Raw genomic sequence first — 16,494 nt, forward strand, 5'->3', positions numbered from 1 at the left:
GCGCGCGTCAGGGCAAACGCCAGAGGATAGCAAAAGCCGCCCGGCCATACCCAGCGCAAAGGCCGGTCCAGGCTCAGGACTGACGGGAAAACGCGGTCTGGGCGAAGTTCATCCGCCGCGGGGCATAGCCCTGGAGGGGGGCGTGCTCGGGGATGCCGGGCAGGCGCCCGATCACTTGGGGCGAGTCGATGATGTTCATGAAGGACTGAATGGTCTCGTTGTCCGGGACCTTGGGCAGGCTGATATTCACTGCCCGGCGCTGGCTGTCGGGAATCGAGGGGATCTTCAGATGTTGCGACTCGTACAACAAGGCGTGCTGGATCTGTGGATTGACCCGGCAAAACCGCTCCAGGTCGACCCCGGCATGGCTGGCCAGGTCGATATTGCCCAGCAGCAGATTGAACGGTTGCAGTGCGCTCTGCACCAGACGCTGCAAATCTTCGAAGCTCTCGACCGGAGCGATGCGGTAATAGCCCATGCCATTGAGCATCCGCTCCAGTTGCAGCAACTGGTTTGGGTGCTCGTCGGCAATCAGGATCCGCAGCGATTTGTTCGGCATCGTTTATGACCAAGGCTGAGAGCGTTAACGACGTTCCTTGACCATACTGCGCCAGATCATCAATTGCAGGCTATTGGCGGGCACTTCGCCAGATAAAGGGTCTTTACTGATAGTTGTCGGGAAATCGACATAAATCAAGCAACGCCTCTACGGAATTTTCACAAATTCCCACGCACACCGCCTACTGCGACTCCCAATCGCGCATGCGCAGCCGGCAGTGTTTCATGGCGTTAACAATATGTTTTTCCACCACACTGCGCGAAATACCCAGGCGCTCGGCGATCTGCGGATGCGACAAGCCATCGAGCTTGCGCAACAGGAAACTTTCGCGGCACGGCTGGCTGAGTTCGGCCAGGGCGCGCTGCATCAACTCCAGGCGCTGGTTCAGGTCCATGCTCTGGGACGGCGCGGGGGAAAAGAAACGTTCATCGCTGTCGAGCACTTCAAGCGGCTCGACCTGACGCAGCAGGCCACGCCGATGGCCATCGATCACCAGGTTCAGGGCTGTGCGGTAGAGAAACGCCCGCGGGTGTTCGATTTCACTGCCACCGCTGCGTTCAAGCACGCGGATGTAGGCATCGTGAGCAATGTCTTCGGCTGCCTGCCGATTTCCCAGACGAGCACAAAGGAAACTCACCAGTTCGCGATAGTAGTTTTCCAACACAGCACCTGACCGCGACATCGAAGGGAATTCTCTGACTCAAGGGTGAGCGGATAAGGATGATGGCAGTATGCAATAATACAAATTATAATTATTCTCAGCAAGCTCAGAACCATTCCCGGTAAATTCTGCGCTAATCACCTCGTTTATCTGGGAGCTTCCCGTGCCTGTCGTGATAGGGCGACAGGCTGTAGTCACGGGCCACTCTTTCTGGCTGGAAACCCCGCATGAGACGCTTCTCCAACACCCGTCGCCTGTTGCTCTGCGGCCTGGGCCTGCTCAGCCTGGGCGCCCTGCTCGCCTGGAAAACCCTGCCCACTGGCGGCGACCCGCACAGCACGGTAGCAGTGACCCGCGGCGATATCGAAAGCAGTGTCACCGCCCTGGGCACTCTGCAACCCAGGCGCTACGTAGATGTCGGTGCGCAAGCGTCCGGACAAATCCGCAAGCTGCATGTAGAAGTGGGCGATCAGGTCAAGGAAGGTCAATTGCTGGTGGAAATCGATCCCTCGACCCAGCAGGCAAAACTCGATGCCGGGCGTTTCTCGATCGACAACCTCAAGGCCCAGCTCGATGAGCAGAAAGCCCAGTACCAACTGGCCGAGCAACAGTACCAGCGCCAACGCCACCTGGCTGCCGGGGGCGCGACCCGCAATGAAGACGTGCAAAGCGCCCAGGCCCAGCTCAAGGTGACCCAGGCGCGCATCGACATGTACCGCGCACAGATCCGCCAGGCACAGGCCAACCTGCGTAGCGACGAAGCCGAACTGGGGTACACGCGGATCTACGCACCGATGTCCGGCACCGTGGTCGCCGTTGATGCCCGCGAAGGCCAGACCCTCAACGCCCAGCAGCAAACTCCGCTGATCCTGCGCATTGCCAAGTTATCGCCGATGACCGTATGGGCTCAGGTCTCCGAAGCCGATATCGGTCATGTCAAACCTGGCATGCCGGCCTACTTCACCACCCTGGCCGGCGGCAAGCGCCGCTGGACCAGCAACGTGCGGCAAATCCTGCCGGTGCCGCCAAAACCCCTGGACCAGTCCAGCCAGGGCGGCGGCAGTCCGAACAGTTCCAGTGGCAGTGGCGCCAGCAGCAAAGTGGTGCTGTACACCGTGTTGCTTGATGTCGACAACCCGGACAACGCCCTGATGGCGGAGATGACCACCCAGGTGTTCTTTGTCGCCGGGCAGGCCAGCAAGGTCCTGACGGTGCCGGTAGCGGCACTGGATGAACACGCCGATGGCAATGACCTGCGCATCGCCCAGGTGCTCGACAGCAACGGCAAGGTCAACCAGCGCCAGGTGCGCACCGGATTGAGCGACCGCCTGCGGGTGCAGGTGCTCGACGGCCTGGCCGAAGGCGAGCGCCTGCTGATCGGCGCACCTGCCGCGAGCGGGGGTTGAATGTCCACTCCCCTGATTGAACTGCGCGATATCCGCAAGTCCTATGGCGGCGTCGATACGCCCAAGGTTGAGGTGGTCCGCGGCATCAGCCTGGCCATTCACCCCGGCGAGTTCGTTGCCATTGTCGGCGCCTCCGGCTCCGGCAAGTCGACACTGATGAACATCCTCGGCTGCCTGGACCGCCCCACTTCGGGCAACTATTACTTCGCCGGCAAGGACGTCGCCGAGCTCGACAGTGATGAGCTGGCCTGGCTGCGCCGCGAAGCTTTCGGTTTCGTCTTCCAGGGTTATCACCTGATTGCCTCGGGTTCGGCGCAGGAGAACGTCGAGATGCCGGCGATCTACGCCGGCACGCCCGCCGTCGAGCGCCATGCCCGCGCCGCTGCCTTGCTCGACCGCCTGGGCCTGGCCAGCCGTACCGGCAACCGTCCGCACCAATTATCCGGCGGCCAGCAGCAACGGGTGTCGATTGCCCGTGCGCTGATGAACGGCGGACACATCATCCTTGCCGACGAACCGACCGGCGCGCTGGACAGCCAGAGCGGTGCCGAGGTCATGGCTCTGCTTGACGAACTGGCCAGTCAGGGTCATGTGGTGATCCTGATTACCCACGACCGCGAAGTTGCAGCGCGGGCCAACCGGGTCATCGAGATTCGTGACGGCCTGGTGCTCAGTGACTCGGCGGCATCGCAAAACAGCCCTGCCCCCACCGCCCCTGGCTTGCAGGCCGAAGACCTGCGCCAGCGCCTGGATCAGGGCGCAACCGCAAGCGGCGCCTGGAAAGGCGAGCTGGTCGAAGCCCTGCAGGCGGCGTGGCGGATCATGTGGATCAACCGCTTCCGTACTGCCCTGACCCTGCTCGGAATCGTCATCGGCGTAGCCTCGGTGGTGGTCATGCTGGCGGTCGGCGAAGGCAGCAAGCGCCAGGTCATGGCGCAGATGGCCGCCTTCGGCTCGAACATCCTTTATCTCAGCGGCAGCGCGCCCACCTTGCGCGAACCGGCTGGCGTCATCACCCTCAATGACGTTGCCGCGGTGTCCAGCCTACCCCAGGTGAAGATGATCATGCCGGTGATCGGCAACTCGTTGATGGTGCGCTACGGCAACAACAACCAGCAGTTCTATGTCGGCGGCAACAACACCTACTTCTCCGAGATCTTCAACTGGCCGGTGGTCGAGGGCAGCTTCTTCACCGAAGCCGACGAACAGAGCGCGGCGGCCGTGGCGGTCATCGGCCAGAAGGTGCGCGAGAAACTCTTCGGTGCCGGTATTGATCCCATCGGCCAGTACATCCTGGTCGAGAACGTGCCCTTCCAGGTGGTAGGCATTCTCGCCGGCAAAGGCGCAAGCTCGGGCGATCAGGACAGCGACGAGCGTATCGTGGTGCCCTACTCGGCCGCCGCCATCCGCCTGTTCGGCAGCCGCGACCCGGAGTACGTGACCATCGCCGCCGCCGATTCACGCCGGGTTGCCGACACCGAAGCGGCCATCGACCGCTTGATGCGCAAGCTCCACCACGGCAAGCACGACTACGAACTGACCAACGATGCCGCACTGATCCAGGCTGAAGCGCGCACCCAGAACAGCCTGTCACTGATGCTTGGCTCGATCGCCGCGATCTCGTTGCTGGTCGGCGGCATCGGGGTGATGAACATCATGTTGATGACCGTGCGCGAGCGCACCCGCGAGATCGGTATCCGCATGGCCACCGGTGCGCGCCAGCGCGACATACTGCGCCAGTTCCTCAGTGAAGCGGTGCTGCTGTCGATGGTCGGCGGCGTCACCGGCATTGCCCTGGCGCTGTTGATTGGCGGCGTGTTGCTCCTGGCCGATATTGCCGTGGCCTTCTCCTTGCCCGCCGTGCTCGGCGCCTTTGCCTGTGCAGTGATCACCGGCGTGGTGTTTGGTTTCATGCCGGCCCGCAAAGCCGCCCGCCTCGACCCGGTCAAAGCCCTAACCAGCGAATAATCCATGAACCTGCCCAGCCGTCTCAGTTTCCTGTCGATCAGTTTGGTGCTTGCCGCCTGCACGTCGACCGCCCCTACACTTTCGAGCGGCCTGCAGGCGCCAGCGCAGTGGCAAGGCCAGGCGACCAGCACCCCGCTGCCCCACGAGAACTGGTGGCGGCAGTTCTCCAGCCCCGCGCTTGATCAACTGATCGAACAGGCCAGGCGCAACAGCTTCGACCTGGCCGCTGCCGCAGCGCGTATTCGCCAGGCCCAGGCTTCGGCGGTCATTGCCGGCGCGCCGTTGTTGCCCGAGCTCAAGTTCGGCCTCGATGCCAGACGCCAACGCCTGCTGCATGGCAACGGCTTCGACCAGCTCGATGCCAGCAGTCGCGAACGCACCAGCACCTCGTTCGGCACCCGCTTGAGCGCCAGCTACGAAGTGGACTTCTGGGGCGGCAAGACTGCCGCACGCGACAGCGCCCTGTTCAACCTGGATGCCAGCCGTTTCGATCGCCAGACCGTCGAACTGACCCTGCTCAGCGGCGTCGCCAACAGCTACCTGCAGAGCCTGGCCCTGCGAGAACAGGTGCATATTGCCCGCCTCAATCTGAGTAATGCCGAGGATGTCCTGCGCCTGGTCGAAACCCGCTATCAATCCGGCTCGGCCACCGCCCTGGAACTGGCCCAGCAACGCAGCCTGGTTGCCGGCCAGCAACGCCAGGTACCACTGTTCGAGCAGCAGTTGCAGGAGGCGCGCATCACCCTGGCGACCTTGCTCGGCGAGCCGGTGCAGGCGCTGCCCGCCCTTGAAGAATCGATCACCCGCCTGAACTGGCCGCAAATCGGCAGCGGGGTGCCCAGCGAGCTGCTTAGCCGCCGTCCGGATATTGCCACCGCCGAAGCCAGCCTGGCCGCCGCCCAGGCAGACGTGCGGGTGGCCCGCGCGGCGATGCTGCCGAGCCTGACCCTGGGCGCCGACCTGGGTTCAGGCGCCGATACCTTTGCCCAGGTGATGCGTAGCCCCTACTACACCTTGAGTGCCGGGTTGGCTGCGCCGATCTTCAACAACGGCCGCTTGCGCGCCGAACGCGACAAAGCCCGCGCCAAGCAGGATGAACTGCTGGAGAATTACCGCAGCAGCATCATCAACGGCTTTGCCGATGTCGAAAGGGCCATCAATGGCATCAGTGGCGTCGACCAGCAGCGCCAGTCGCAGGATGAGGAAGTGGAGCAGGCGCAGATCGCTTTCAGACTGTCTGAGCGCCGCTACCAGGCGGGTGCCGAGACCCTGCTGACAGTACTGGAAACCCAACGCACGCTGTATCAAGCCCAGGACCAGCAGGTACAACTGCGCCTGGCCCGGTTGCAAGGCAGCGTGGCGCTGTACAAGGCATTAGGTGGCGGATGGCAGGTGGTTCGCTAAATCATTGACCTGCCTGCACAAACCCTGTGGGAGCCGGCCTTGCCGGCGATGGCCTGCAAAGCAGGCCCAACACAAGGAATCAGGAAACAATCCCGCGCAACGACAGATGCCGTGCATACCAGGGCCGCTGCGGCACCCGGCGCACCAGGTCGCTGATCTTGTCGTCGTCGCCAAAAGTGATACGCAAGGCCAGCTTCATGGTTTCGACATCCATTTCCACCGATTTGCCCGGGAACATCCCTGGTGTAGTGCTGCAACCATGGGTCACTGGCCCCAACCACGGGTCATCGACTTCGACCCAGCGTCCCGGGGCAAACCACTGCACGCCATTGACCTCAAGGCGCCGCACCTGCCCCGGGTTATAGCGCTCATGGGCGCGGTACCAGTCCTCGATGCGGTCATCGATCCAGCCGTGAAAGCCCCAGAACACCGGATTCACATGGGACGAGAACGGGTCGCCGAGAAAGTCGTTTTCTGCTCCGTACCAGCGCCCGGCAAAATCGGCCGGATCACGGGCAAAAGGCACCGGCGCGCCGTTGACCGGATCGCGCGGCACCGAGGCCCAGCACATGTGCAGCCAATCGTGCAGGTTCATTTCCAGCTCCGAGCCGAACGCCCCGAGGGTCAGTCTCGACAGGTACAGCGGGTCCTGGTACTGCGACTCCCAGACCTGGAAGTTGCTGCAGAACGTCTCGCCGGCCTTGATCGCCGACACCCACTGCCCGTAGGCATTGTCGCCCGGCGCCCGCCAGCTTGGCGGTACGCAGTAGCCGTCGTGATTGTCGTAGTAGCGCGCAAAGCCCTGGCGGTCGAGCTCGACGCTCGGTTGCGGCAAGGGGAAATGTGTCCACGACGGCAGGTCCTGCATTGACCGGGCGGTACCGAGCATGTGCCGGTGCATGAACAGAAAGTCCACGCCCGAGCCATTGCGGTGCTTGCGCGGGCCACGGGCATCACGCTCCTTGTCACGCGGGCCGGGCTGCCAGCCCAGGCCGCGCAAGGCACCGTGCTTTTCTTCAGACAGCCGGTGCCACTTGTCACGGGTTGCATGCCAGAGCTGATGGAACAAACGGTGCTCGGCGCTGATCAGCCAAGCCTGCAACTGCGGCGTGTAGGGCAAGCGTTCACGGGCTTCGGGGAACAGGCGCTTGACCGCGACGAAATGGCTGTCGGCCAGGGGCAAGGCCATCGAGCGATCCAGCGGCTGCAAGCGGCCGCTGAGCGTGCCGCTGCCGGCATTGCCGAAACTGCCCCAGACCTCGTCCAGGCTGGCTGAACATTCGTAGCCAGGCCCACCCTGAGTGCTCATCAGCCGCCAGCGCACCGAGGCCGTGGAGGCACCGACCAGATCACCCAGCACCCGGTAGGCTGCCGGCGCATCGCTGCCCAGGACGCTTTCGCTGTCCACGTACCCACGCAGGCCGCGGCCCTTGGCAGCGACGTCCAGGTACATCAGCACGCCTTCCCGGGGGACGCCTGCCAAGCCGCCGTCGGCACCCGCGAAACGCAGCTCCCAGACCCCGCGCAACTGATCGGCCAATTGCTGGCCGGCAGCATCGGCCAGTTCGACACTGGCCTCACCCGGGGTAACGATGTCGTCTTCTGGATCATGGGTCAGTTGCTTGTGCGCGTAATAGGCGGCTGGCACGGTCGCGCCCGCCACTGCCAGGCCTGCTATGAATCCTCGTCGCGAAATCGTCATCGTCCTACCCGTATCAGCCATGAAGCAGGCCTTATCCAAGCTAGGACGTATGCTAGCGAGGGAAATTTAACCGCGGCGGCCGTCGGCTAATTCAGCAGCCAGGCGTTTCGTTTTCCAGGTACCCCCCTTGCCAGAGGTACCGCCCATGTCCGCCTCCACTTCACTGACCAACGCCCTGGGCAATGGTCTGCGCAAGCTGGCCGGCAAACCCGCCAAAGCCAGCGCCTACCGCCTGTTCGATGTTCAGCTCAAAGCCATCATCGCGCTCAGCCCGTCGCTCACGCGTTTCGTCTTCAGCGGTGAGGATGTCGTGCAAATGCACAGCCTGGCCGCCGATCAGCGCATCAAGATTTTCTTCCCCTCTGCGAATGGCCAGCCACCGCAGTTGCCCAAGCACGGCTCCTGGCAGGATGCCCGCCGTGGCCTGAGCTCCGAGCAGAGCCCACCGATGCGCACCTACACCATTCGGGCGCTGCGCCGCGAAGCGCAGGAGGTGGATGTCGAGTTTGTCCTGCACGGCGTCAATGGCCCCGCCTCGACCTGGGCGAGCCAGGCCAGGATCGGCGATCGCTTGCAGATGGTGGCCCCGAACCTGGCCTTCGATGGTGATCCGGGCGGCTATGAGTGGCGCCCGCCCAAGGCTCTGCGCAACCTGTTGCTGATCGGCGATGAAACCGCCCTGCCGGCAATTGCCGGCATACTCGAACAAATCGCCAGGGACCTGCCCGAGGTGGCAGTCCAGGCCTTTATCGAAGTGCCTGGCGAAGCCGATTGCCTTGATCTGGCTTGCAGCCCGGCAACCGAGCTCAGCTGGTTGCCACGCGATGTACTGCACTGCACCCATGGCGAAGCGATGATTCACGCCAGCCGCGAACTGGCACGCCTTCCACCCACCGTGGCCGGAGCAGGCCTGAAGGTCAAACTGGAGGAGGTCGATATCGACCGGCAGATCCTCTGGGAACTGGCCAAACCCGGCAGCGGTGATTTCTATGCCTGGATCGCCGGCGAGTCTGCCGCTGTGATGAACATCCGTCGCTACCTGATCACCGAGCGCGGGCTGGACCGTAGCGCCCTGACCCTGATGGGCTACTGGCGCGCCGGTCGCACGTTCGACTGAGGGCCATAAAAAAGCCCGGTGCACTGCCCCGGGCTTTTACATGCCTGGACCGTTTACAGGCTGGCCACCGCCGCAGCGACAGCACGAGCAAAACGTGCCGCCACCTCATCAACCTGCTCGGCAGTGATAATCAACGGTGGCAGAAAGCGCACCACCGCGCCCTGACGACCGCCCAGCTCCAGAATCAGGCCGCGCTTGAGGCATTCGCGCTGCACCAGGGGGGCCAGACGCGGGCAGACGGCTGGATGCCCTTGGGCATCGACCTGCCCTTTTGGATCGACCAGCTCGACCCCCAGCATCAGACCGCGCCCGCGGATATCACCCAACTGCGGAAAAACCTCCTGCAAGCGGCGCAAGTGGGCCACCAGGCGCTCGCCCATGGCCTGGGCGTGAGCGCACAGGTCATGTCGCTTGAGGTAATTGATCACCGCCGAACCCGCAGCCATGGCCATCTGGTTACCGCGGAAGGTGCCGGCGTGGGCGCCAGGCTGCCAGGTGTCGAGCCACTGGCGATAGACCACCACCGCCAGCGGCAGGCTGCCGCCGATGGCTTTGGACAGCACCACCACATCCGGAGTGATGCCAGCGTGCTCGAAAGCGAACATCTTGCCAGTACGGGCAAAGCCACTCTGGATTTCGTCGACGATCAGCGCTACACCGGCTTTTTCAGTGATGCGCCGCACACCGCGTAGCCATTCGATGTCCGCCGGAATCACCCCGCCTTCGCCCTGGACCACTTCGACAATCACCGCCGCCGGCAGTTGCACGCCGCTTTCTGGATCGCTCAGCAGGTTTTCCAGGTAGTGCAGGTTGACCTTCACACCCTCCTCGCCGCCCAGCCCGAAGGGGCAGCGGTAGTCATAGGGGTAAGGCAGAAACTGCACGCCATTGGCGAGCAAGGCAGCCAGCGGCTTCTTCGGCCCCAGGCTGCCCATCAGGCTCAGGGCGCCTTGGGACATACCGTGGTAGCCGCCCTGGAACGACAGTACGGTGTTGCGTCCAGTGGCGGTGCGCACCAGTTTCAGCGCCGCTTCCACCGCATCGGTGCCGGTCGGACCGCAGAACTGGATCTTCGCTTCGCTGCGCAGTTGCTCCGGCAGCAGGCTGAACAGGTCCTGGACGAACTGGTCCTTGACCGGCGTGGTCAGGTCCAGGGTGTGCAGCGGCAGCTCATCGGCCAGCACCTGCTGAATCGCCTCGATCACCACCGGGTGGTTGTGACCCAGCGCCAGGGTACCGGCACCGGCCAGGCAGTCGATGAACTGACGCCCTTCGACGTCCTCGACATAAATGCCACGGGCGCGCTTGAGCGCCAGCGGGATTCGCCGCGGGTAGCTGCGGGCATTGGATTCCTGCAGTTTTTGCCGCGCGAGCAACGGCGACTCATCGAACGCGTAAAGTGTTTCAGGAGCGTCTGCGGCTGAAGATACCGGCAGCGCCTGGGCAAGGCTGGTAGCGACTGACATCTGGGGAAACCCTCGCAAGCAAGCGGATGTGCCCGTCACGCGCCTGTTGCCAGAGGTGTGCGGGTTGTTGTCGCTTGAAAAACGCTTCAGCGCAGCGAGGATTTAGCCGCTCGCCCCTCGCCTGTGAGGATTTTTGTCAGCGTCCTGCTGCCCAGGCCAGTCAGGCCGGGTTCGCTCGCAGCGGAATATGCAGCAGCACCCGCAAGCCGTCGCTGCGGCTGTCGAAGCGCAAGCTACCGGCACAACGCTGGACAATCGCCTGGACGATGGCCAGGCCCAGCCCGCAACCGCCACTCTGGCTGTGGCGCCAGAAACGCTCGGTCAGGTGTTCTATGTCTTGCTCGGGAATGCCGGGGCCATGATCGCGCACGAGGAATGCCACCCGGTCCTGGTCCATCTGCACCGCCAGCTCCACGGGTTCGCTTCCGCGGGTATGACGCAGGGCGTTGTCGAGCAGGTTGCGCAATGCCGTCACCGCCAGCGGGGTAGGCATCCCGAGGTAGACCTGGGCCGCGCCCGGCGCCAGCTGCAGATCAATACGCCGGGCGTTGTCGACGCCGGTGTCCTGAATCGCCTGGCGAGCAATCTGCTCGGCATTGCATTGCAGTCCGTCTTCAAACGACAGGCGACCCTCCACCCGTGCCAGCAACAACAGTTGCTCAAGGGTCCGGTGCAGGCGATCAGCGCCCTGCTCGGCATGTTCAAGGGCCTGCTCGCGCACTTCGCCGTCGGTCATTCGCGCCACCTGCAGGTGAGTCTTGATTGCCGTCAGCGGGCTGCGCAATTCATGGGCCGCATCGTCGGTCAGCCGGCGTTCGCGCTCGATGGTCTGACCGATGCGCAAAAACAGCTGGTTCTGGGTTTCCAGCAACGGCTGCAACTCGCTGGGCAGGCCGCGCACCTGCAGCGGCTCGAGGGAGTCCGGGCTGCGCCGGCGCAAGGCATCGCGCATGCGATTGAGCGGGGCCAGGCCCTTGCCAACCCCCATCCACAGCAAACCGAGACTGCCTAGCAATGCCATCAGCACCGGCGCCGAAGCCGCTAGCAGAATCGAGCGGTTCAGTGCCTCGCGCTCCTGGTGCCGGTCAGCGGTGGTAATGCGTACATCGCCGTGGGCATAGGTAAAGCTGCGCCAGCGCGCACCATCAATGGTCTGGTCGTGGAAACCGCTGCGCTGATCATCAAGGGGCTGCTCGTTGTTGTGGCTGCGGGCGAGGATTTCGCCACGCAGCGAACTGACCTGGCAGGCCATGCCATCGACGCTCAGTTGATCAGCGCTCAGGCGCGTACCCTCGCCCTTGCTCGACAACGGCTGCGGCAACTGGTCGACCAGGCCGGCGACCATGCGCGCCGAGGCCACCAGGCGCTGGTCGAGGGAAAACATCATCTGCATGCGCAGGTCGCGCAGCATCCAGGCCGCGGCCAGCACCCAGATGACGATGAAGGCGGTACCCAGGATCAGGGTCAGGCGCAAACGCAGGGTCATGGTTGCGGCTCCTGCGGCAATTGCGCCGGCCCCAGGCGATAACCCAGGCCACGCACCGTCTCGACGATACCGTTGCCCAGCTTGCGCCGCAGGTGATGGATATGCACGTTCAGGGCATTGCTCTCGACCTCATCGCCAAAACCGTAAACGCTGTCCTTGAGCTGCTCGCTGGAAAGCACCCGGCCACGGTTGTGCAACAGTGCCTGCAACAGCGCCTGTTCGCGACGCGACAGGTCGACCGGCTGGCCACCCAGGCAGGTTTCGCGGCTGCTGGGGTCATAGCTGAGCGGGCCGTGCTCAATGATGTTCACCGCTCGCCCGGCAGCGCGGCGCAGCAAGGTGTGCAGGCGTGCAGCCAGTTCGCGCAGGTCGAAGGGTTTGAGCAGGTAGTCGTCGCCGCCGGCCTGCAGGCCATCGACGCGGTCGGTGACCGCATCACGGGCGGTGAGGATCAGCACCGGCAACGACTCGCCCTGCTGCCGCAGGCGCTGCAACAGCTTGAGACCATCTTCGTCGGGCAGCCCCAGGTCGAGCACCATGACGTCGAACGCCGCGGCCTGGAGCATGGCCTGGGCCGCGCCGGCACTGGCCACCCGGTCGACGGTCATGCCCTGGGCGCTCAGGCCGGCACTGATGCCGCTGGCGATCAGGTCATCATCCTCGCAGAGCAGTACGTGCATGGTGGGGTCTCGGTCAGTAAAGGCCTTATTCAAGCCCAGGCGGATTAACCCAGGATTATGCCGCGCCCAGGCGCAGCCGTCGCGGCCCGGGCGACAGCCGTTGGTTGCCGGGTTAACTTTCGGTTAATCGGGCTGGGCCAGAGTTAGCGCTTCATCGCATTGCCAAGGCTTCGACATGCGCGTTTTTCTGTTTGCCCTGATGTTCCTGCTAAGCGGCCTGAGCCAGGCCAACCCCTTTGCCCAGAGCGATTTCCTGCCAGTCAACAAGGCCTTCGTGTTCAGCAGCGAACGCCTGGAGTCGGGGCAGATGCGCCTGCACTGGCAAATCACCGATGGCTACTACCTGTACCAGAAACGCCTGAAATTCGACGGCCTGGCGCCGGAGCAGCAGCCCCAGCTGCCCGCCGCCCTGCCCCACAGCGATGAATATTTTGGTGAAACCCAGGTATACCGTGGCGAACTGGAACTGATCCTGCCCGCCAGCGCCAACGGTGAGCTGCGCATGGGCTGGCAGGGCTGCGCCGATGCCGGGCTGTGCTACCCGCCACAAACCAGCCTGGTCAGCCTGGGCGGCGCAACTGTCACCCCCCAGGCCAGCGATCAGGCCCTGGCCGGTGGCCTGCAGCAGTCCAGCCTGGCCTGGAACCTGCTGGCCTTTCTCGGCCTGGGCCTGCTGCTGGCCTTCACCCCGTGCTCCTTGCCAATGCTGCCGATTCTCGCCGGGCTGGTACTGGGCAGCGGTGCCAGTGCCCGCCGTGGCTGGTTGCTGGCCAGTGTCTATGTGCTGAGCATGGCCTTGGTGTATGCCGCCCTGGGCGTGGTCGCCGCACTGCTGGGCGCCAGCTTCCAGGCCTGGTTGCAGCAACCCTGGCTGCTGGGCACCCTGGCCGGGCTGTTCGTGCTGCTGGCCCTGCCGATGTTCGGTGCTTTCGAGCTGCAGCTACCGGTGTGGATTCGTGACCGCCTGGAGCGTGCAGGGCACGGCACCCGTGGCGGCAACCTGTATGGCGCCGCCTTGCTCGGAGCTTTGTCGGGCCTGTTGATGGGCCCGTGCATGACCGCACCGCTGGCCGGCGCCCTGCTGTACATCGCCCAGAGCGGCAACGCCGTGCACGGCGGCCTGGTGCTGTTCACCCTGGGCGTGGGCATGGGCCTGCCGCTGCTGTTGCTGGTCACCCTCGGCAACCGCTACCTGCCCCGCCCGGGCGCCTGGATGAACCGGGTCAAGGGCCTGTTCGGCTTTGTCTTCCTGGCCATGGCCCTGTATACCTTGCGCGCGGTACTGGAAGCGTCGCTATGGCTGGGCCTTGCCGGGGCCTGGCTGATCGCCCTGGCCTGGGCCGCCTGGCCGGCCATGCAGGCACTGCGCCCGCTGCGCGCGCTGTCGCTGCTGCTGGGTTTTTGGGGCAGCCTGTTGATCGTCGGCGCTGCCGCCGGTGGCAATGACCCCTGGCAACCGCTGCAACCGTTCACCGCCAGCACCGCCCCGACAGCCCCTGGCGCTCACCGTGATGCCTTCACCACCGTCAGCCAGCCGGCCGAACTGCAGCGCGAGCTGGAGGCGGCCAAGGCCCAGGGCCAGTGGGTGATGCTCGACTACTATGCTGACTGGTGCGTGTCGTGCAAGGTCATGGAAAAACAGGTATTCGCCCGCGCCGATGTGCTGGCGGCGCTGAACGGCGTACGCTTGCTGCGCCTGGATGTAACTGCCGATGCAGCGTCCAGCCGCGAGTTGCTGCAGCGCTATCAGGTCCCCGGCCCTCCCAGCCTGATCTGGATCGGCCCAGAGGGCAGCGAACGCCGGGCCCGACGCATCACCGGTGAAATCGATGCGGCGAACTTCCTCCAACACTGGGTCACTACCCGGAGCCAAGGCTGATGCTGACAGTTTCTCTCGGGCCGCTGACCATGGCCCTGAACCACCTGCTGCTGATCTGCGCCCTGGCCCTGGCCAGCCTGGTTGGCTGGCGCGTCGCCAAGCATGGCGGCGACAACCCGGAGTCGGTACTGTTCGGCCTGTTTCTGCTGGGTCTGCTCAGCGCCCGCCTGGGCTTCGTCATCAGCTACTGGTCGATGTACCGCGACGACCTGCTGCAGATCATCGACCTGCGTGACGGCGGTTTCCTGCTCTGGCCAGCGCTTGTTGCCGTGGCCCTCGGTGCCCTGTGGCAGGGTTACCGCCGCCCCGCCCTGCGTCGGCCGCTGGGTTGGGGCCTGCTCAGTGGTGGTCTGTTCTGGTTGCTCGGCAGCCTGGCCAGCCATCTTTATGATCAAGGCACGCAACTGCCCGAGATGAGCCTGCGCAAGGCCAATGGCCAAGCCGTTGAGCTTGCCGAATACCGCGGCAAGCCACTGGTGATCAACCTCTGGGCCACCTGGTGCCCGCCGTGCCGGCGCGAGATGCCGGTGTTGCAACAGGCCCAGGGCGACTACCCGGACATCACCTTCCTGTTCGTCAACCAGGGCGAAGCGCCGCAAACCGTGGTCACCTTCCTTGCCACCACCGGCCTGAACCTCTCCCACGTGCTATTCGACAGCGGCGGCCAACTGGCGCAGAAGGTCGGCTCCATGGCCCTGCCCACCACCCTGTTCTACAACGCCGAGGGCCGCCTGGTCGGCAGCCACCTCGGCGAGCTGTCGCGGGCCAGCCTCAGCCATGCCCTGCAATCCTTCGAGCGCGCGCCCGCGCCTGCCGCCCCATCCCCCACAAGGAACGTCGCATGCGATCTCTGCTGAAACTGCCCCTCACACTGGCCCTGGGCTTGATGACCAGCCAGCTGGTGCTGGCTGAAGACTTGCCCAAAGCCATCCAGCAACTGGAGGCCAAAGGCGCGAAAATCAAAGGCAGCTTCAACGCTCCCGATGGCCTGCGCGGCTATGCTGCCGAGTACCAGAACCGCGGCCTGGCGCTGTACCTGACTGCCGATGGCAAACACGTGCTGGTGGGCAGCCTGTTCGATGAGCAGGGCAAGGACCTGAGCCAGGCGCCGTTGGAAAAACTGGTGTATGCACCGATGGCCAAGGAAGTCTGGGCGAAGATGGAAAACACCGCCTGGATCGCCGACGGCAAGGCCGACGCGCCGCGTATCGTCTACTTGTTCAGCGACCCCAACTGCCCATATTGCAATATGTTCTGGCAACAGGCGCGGCCCTGGGTCGAGTCGGGCAAGGTGCAATTGCGGCATATCATGGTCGGCATCATTCGCGAGGACAGCCCGGGTAAATCAGCCACCTTGCTGGCCAGCAAGGACCCGGCCAAGGCCCTCGCGCAACATGAGAAGGCCGGCAAGGCCAGCACCCTCAAGGCCCTGGACAAGATTCCCGAAGCCGTACAGAGCAAGCTCGACGCCAACCTGGCGGTGATGGAAGAACTCGGCCTGTCAGCGACGCCGGCAATTTTCTACCTGGACGACCAGCAACAGCTGCAAACCCAGCAGGGCGCACCGCGACCGGAGCTGCTTGGCAAGATTCTCGGCAAGCGGTGAGCGACCGGCTGATGTAACAACAGGGCGGTCACGGCGTCTGCAGGATACCTGCCTCATCCAACCACAGGACCTTGCCATGACCCGCCCTGCCTGCCTCGACCGTTTCACCCGCTCCTCCCTGGATATCCAGATGCTGCGCTGGAGCCTGATCCTGATCTTCTTCGGTTTTGGCTATGCCAAGTGGTTCGACTACGAAGCCCAGGCGTTGATCCCGCTGATCGATAACAGCCCGCTGTTGTCCTGGCTGCACCTGGCCTTTGGCATCCAAGGTGCCAGCTATGCGCTGGGGGTAGCGGAATGGGCGATTGGCGCGGCGTTGCTGGCCGGTATCTGGCAACCGCGGGTGGCAGTGATCGGGGCGCTCGGTTCGGTGGTCACCTACCTGACAACCCTGACCCTGATCCTTACCACTCCTGGCGGCTGGGAGAACAGCGCCGGCGGGTTCCCGGCCATGGGTGGAGCGACGTCCTTCCTGATCAAGGACGCCGTGCTGCTGGCGGCTTCGGTCGCCTTGCTCAAGCACGACCTGCTGCGCAGCAGCCCTGCCCCGGCCTGAAGCC

General features: G+C 64.2%; 14 protein-coding genes. 8 read left to right on the forward strand and 6 right to left on the reverse strand.

The features are described 5' to 3' along the window. Nucleotides 1-73: 73 nt before the first annotated feature. Complete coding sequence (locus CCOS864_RS19505) at nt 74-559, reverse strand: histidine kinase (RefSeq protein ID WP_115087953.1); 486 nt, start codon at nt 557-559, stop codon at nt 74-76. Between the two features lie 181 nt (nt 560-740). Next, a complete protein-coding gene (locus CCOS864_RS19510; protein ID WP_115087954.1) occupies nt 741-1,220 on the reverse strand; it encodes a sigma-70 family RNA polymerase sigma factor in 480 nt (159 codons plus the stop codon). A 227-nt stretch (nt 1,221-1,447) separates the two neighbouring features. Here CCOS864_RS19510 and CCOS864_RS19515 point away from each other — a divergent pair, with 227 nt between their 5' ends. Genes CCOS864_RS19515 through CCOS864_RS19525 form a run of 3 tightly spaced genes read left to right on the forward strand, consistent with a single transcriptional unit; the run spans nt 1,448 to nt 5,998 of the window. After that, nucleotides 1,448-2,626 (forward strand): efflux RND transporter periplasmic adaptor subunit, encoded by a 1,179-nt coding sequence (locus tag CCOS864_RS19515; protein ID WP_115087955.1) that lies wholly within the window; start codon nt 1,448-1,450, stop codon nt 2,624-2,626. Continuing rightward, the gene (locus CCOS864_RS19520; RefSeq protein WP_115087956.1) at nt 2,627-4,594 is read left to right on the forward strand and encodes a MacB family efflux pump subunit; all 1,968 of its coding nucleotides are present in this window, start codon (nt 2,627-2,629) and stop codon (nt 4,592-4,594) included. It begins immediately after the preceding gene. Nucleotides 4,595-4,597: 3 nt separating this feature from the next. After that, nucleotides 4,598-5,998, forward strand: coding sequence for an efflux transporter outer membrane subunit (locus CCOS864_RS19525; RefSeq protein ID WP_115087957.1), 1,401 nt, complete (start codon nt 4,598-4,600; stop codon nt 5,996-5,998). 79 nt (nt 5,999-6,077) lie between these two features. On the opposite strand, the gene pvdP is transcribed toward CCOS864_RS19525, so the two are convergent. Then, on the reverse strand, nt 6,078-7,700 hold the full coding sequence (gene pvdP, locus CCOS864_RS19530; protein WP_115087958.1) for a pyoverdine maturation tyrosinase PvdP: 1,623 nt from the start codon (nt 7,698-7,700) through the stop codon (nt 6,078-6,080). A 145-nt stretch (nt 7,701-7,845) separates the two neighbouring features. On the opposite strand from pvdP, the gene CCOS864_RS19535 reads away from it, so the two are divergent. Further along, a complete protein-coding gene (locus tag CCOS864_RS19535) occupies nt 7,846-8,817 on the forward strand; it encodes a siderophore-interacting protein (protein WP_115087959.1) in 972 nt (323 codons plus the stop codon). 53 nt (nt 8,818-8,870) lie between these two features. On the opposite strand, the gene CCOS864_RS19540 is transcribed toward CCOS864_RS19535, so the two are convergent. From CCOS864_RS19540 to CCOS864_RS19550, 3 genes are all read right to left on the reverse strand, one after another. After that, on the reverse strand, nt 8,871-10,283 hold the full coding sequence (locus CCOS864_RS19540) for an aspartate aminotransferase family protein (RefSeq protein WP_115087960.1): 1,413 nt from the start codon (nt 10,281-10,283) through the stop codon (nt 8,871-8,873). A 160-nt stretch (nt 10,284-10,443) separates the two neighbouring features. Continuing rightward, nucleotides 10,444-11,769 (reverse strand): ATP-binding protein, encoded by a 1,326-nt coding sequence (locus tag CCOS864_RS19545; protein WP_115087961.1) that lies wholly within the window; start codon nt 11,767-11,769, stop codon nt 10,444-10,446. Then, nucleotides 11,766-12,449 carry a response regulator gene (locus CCOS864_RS19550; protein ID WP_115087962.1) on the reverse strand — a complete coding sequence of 228 codons (684 nt, stop codon included), beginning with the start codon at nt 12,447-12,449 and terminating at the stop codon, nt 11,766-11,768. Before CCOS864_RS19550 ends, CCOS864_RS19545 begins: the two co-directional genes overlap by 4 nt. 175 nt (nt 12,450-12,624) lie before the next feature. Between CCOS864_RS19550 and dsbD the strand changes: the two genes are divergently transcribed. The 4 genes from dsbD (at nt 12,625) to CCOS864_RS19570 (ending at nt 16,490) form a co-directional block, all read left to right on the forward strand. Then, nucleotides 12,625-14,328: a protein-disulfide reductase DsbD gene (dsbD, locus tag CCOS864_RS19555; RefSeq protein ID WP_115087963.1), complete on the forward strand. Its 1,704-nt coding sequence runs from the start codon at nt 12,625-12,627 to the stop codon at nt 14,326-14,328. Beyond that, complete coding sequence (locus tag CCOS864_RS19560) at nt 14,328-15,185, forward strand: TlpA family protein disulfide reductase (protein ID WP_115087964.1); 858 nt, start codon at nt 14,328-14,330, stop codon at nt 15,183-15,185. The genes dsbD and CCOS864_RS19560 overlap by 1 nt, the downstream gene beginning before the upstream one ends. Further along, nucleotides 15,170-15,934 carry a thiol:disulfide interchange protein DsbG gene (gene dsbG, locus CCOS864_RS19565; RefSeq protein WP_115087965.1) on the forward strand — a complete coding sequence of 255 codons (765 nt, stop codon included), beginning with the start codon at nt 15,170-15,172 and terminating at the stop codon, nt 15,932-15,934. Before CCOS864_RS19560 ends, dsbG begins: the two co-directional genes overlap by 16 nt. A 76-nt stretch (nt 15,935-16,010) precedes the next feature. Continuing rightward, nucleotides 16,011-16,490 (forward strand): YkgB family protein, encoded by a 480-nt coding sequence (locus CCOS864_RS19570; RefSeq protein ID WP_115087966.1) that lies wholly within the window; start codon nt 16,011-16,013, stop codon nt 16,488-16,490. Nucleotides 16,491-16,494: the final 4 nt, after the last annotated feature.

It is taken from the genome of Pseudomonas wadenswilerensis (assembly GCF_900497695.1).
Lineage (GTDB): Bacteria > Pseudomonadota > Gammaproteobacteria > Pseudomonadales > Pseudomonadaceae > Aquipseudomonas > Aquipseudomonas wadenswilerensis.

Bases quoted from the DNA above. Each gene is read 5' to 3' on its own strand.
- CCOS864_RS19515 (WP_115087955.1), top strand. From the start codon at position 1,448: ATGAGACGCTTCTCCAACACCCGTCGCCTGTTGCTCTGCGGCCTGGGC.
- CCOS864_RS19550 (WP_115087962.1), bottom strand. From the start codon at position 12,449: ATGCACGTACTGCTCTGCGAGGATGATGACCTGATCGCCAGCGGCATC.
- CCOS864_RS19535 (WP_115087959.1), top strand. From the start codon at position 7,846: ATGTCCGCCTCCACTTCACTGACCAACGCCCTGGGCAATGGTCTGCGC.
- CCOS864_RS19525 (WP_115087957.1), top strand. From the start codon at position 4,598: ATGAACCTGCCCAGCCGTCTCAGTTTCCTGTCGATCAGTTTGGTGCTT.
- dsbG (WP_115087965.1), top strand. From the start codon at position 15,170: ATGCGATCTCTGCTGAAACTGCCCCTCACACTGGCCCTGGGCTTGATG.
- CCOS864_RS19540 (WP_115087960.1), bottom strand. From the start codon at position 10,283: ATGTCAGTCGCTACCAGCCTTGCCCAGGCGCTGCCGGTATCTTCAGCC.
- pvdP (WP_115087958.1), bottom strand. From the start codon at position 7,700: ATGACGATTTCGCGACGAGGATTCATAGCAGGCCTGGCAGTGGCGGGC.
- CCOS864_RS19545 (WP_115087961.1), bottom strand. From the start codon at position 11,769: ATGACCCTGCGTTTGCGCCTGACCCTGATCCTGGGTACCGCCTTCATC.
- CCOS864_RS19505 (WP_115087953.1), bottom strand. From the start codon at position 559: ATGCCGAACAAATCGCTGCGGATCCTGATTGCCGACGAGCACCCAAAC.
- CCOS864_RS19570 (WP_115087966.1), top strand. From the start codon at position 16,011: ATGACCCGCCCTGCCTGCCTCGACCGTTTCACCCGCTCCTCCCTGGAT.
- CCOS864_RS19520 (WP_115087956.1), top strand. From the start codon at position 2,627: ATGTCCACTCCCCTGATTGAACTGCGCGATATCCGCAAGTCCTATGGC.
- dsbD (WP_115087963.1), top strand. From the start codon at position 12,625: ATGCGCGTTTTTCTGTTTGCCCTGATGTTCCTGCTAAGCGGCCTGAGC.
- CCOS864_RS19560 (WP_115087964.1), top strand. From the start codon at position 14,328: ATGCTGACAGTTTCTCTCGGGCCGCTGACCATGGCCCTGAACCACCTG.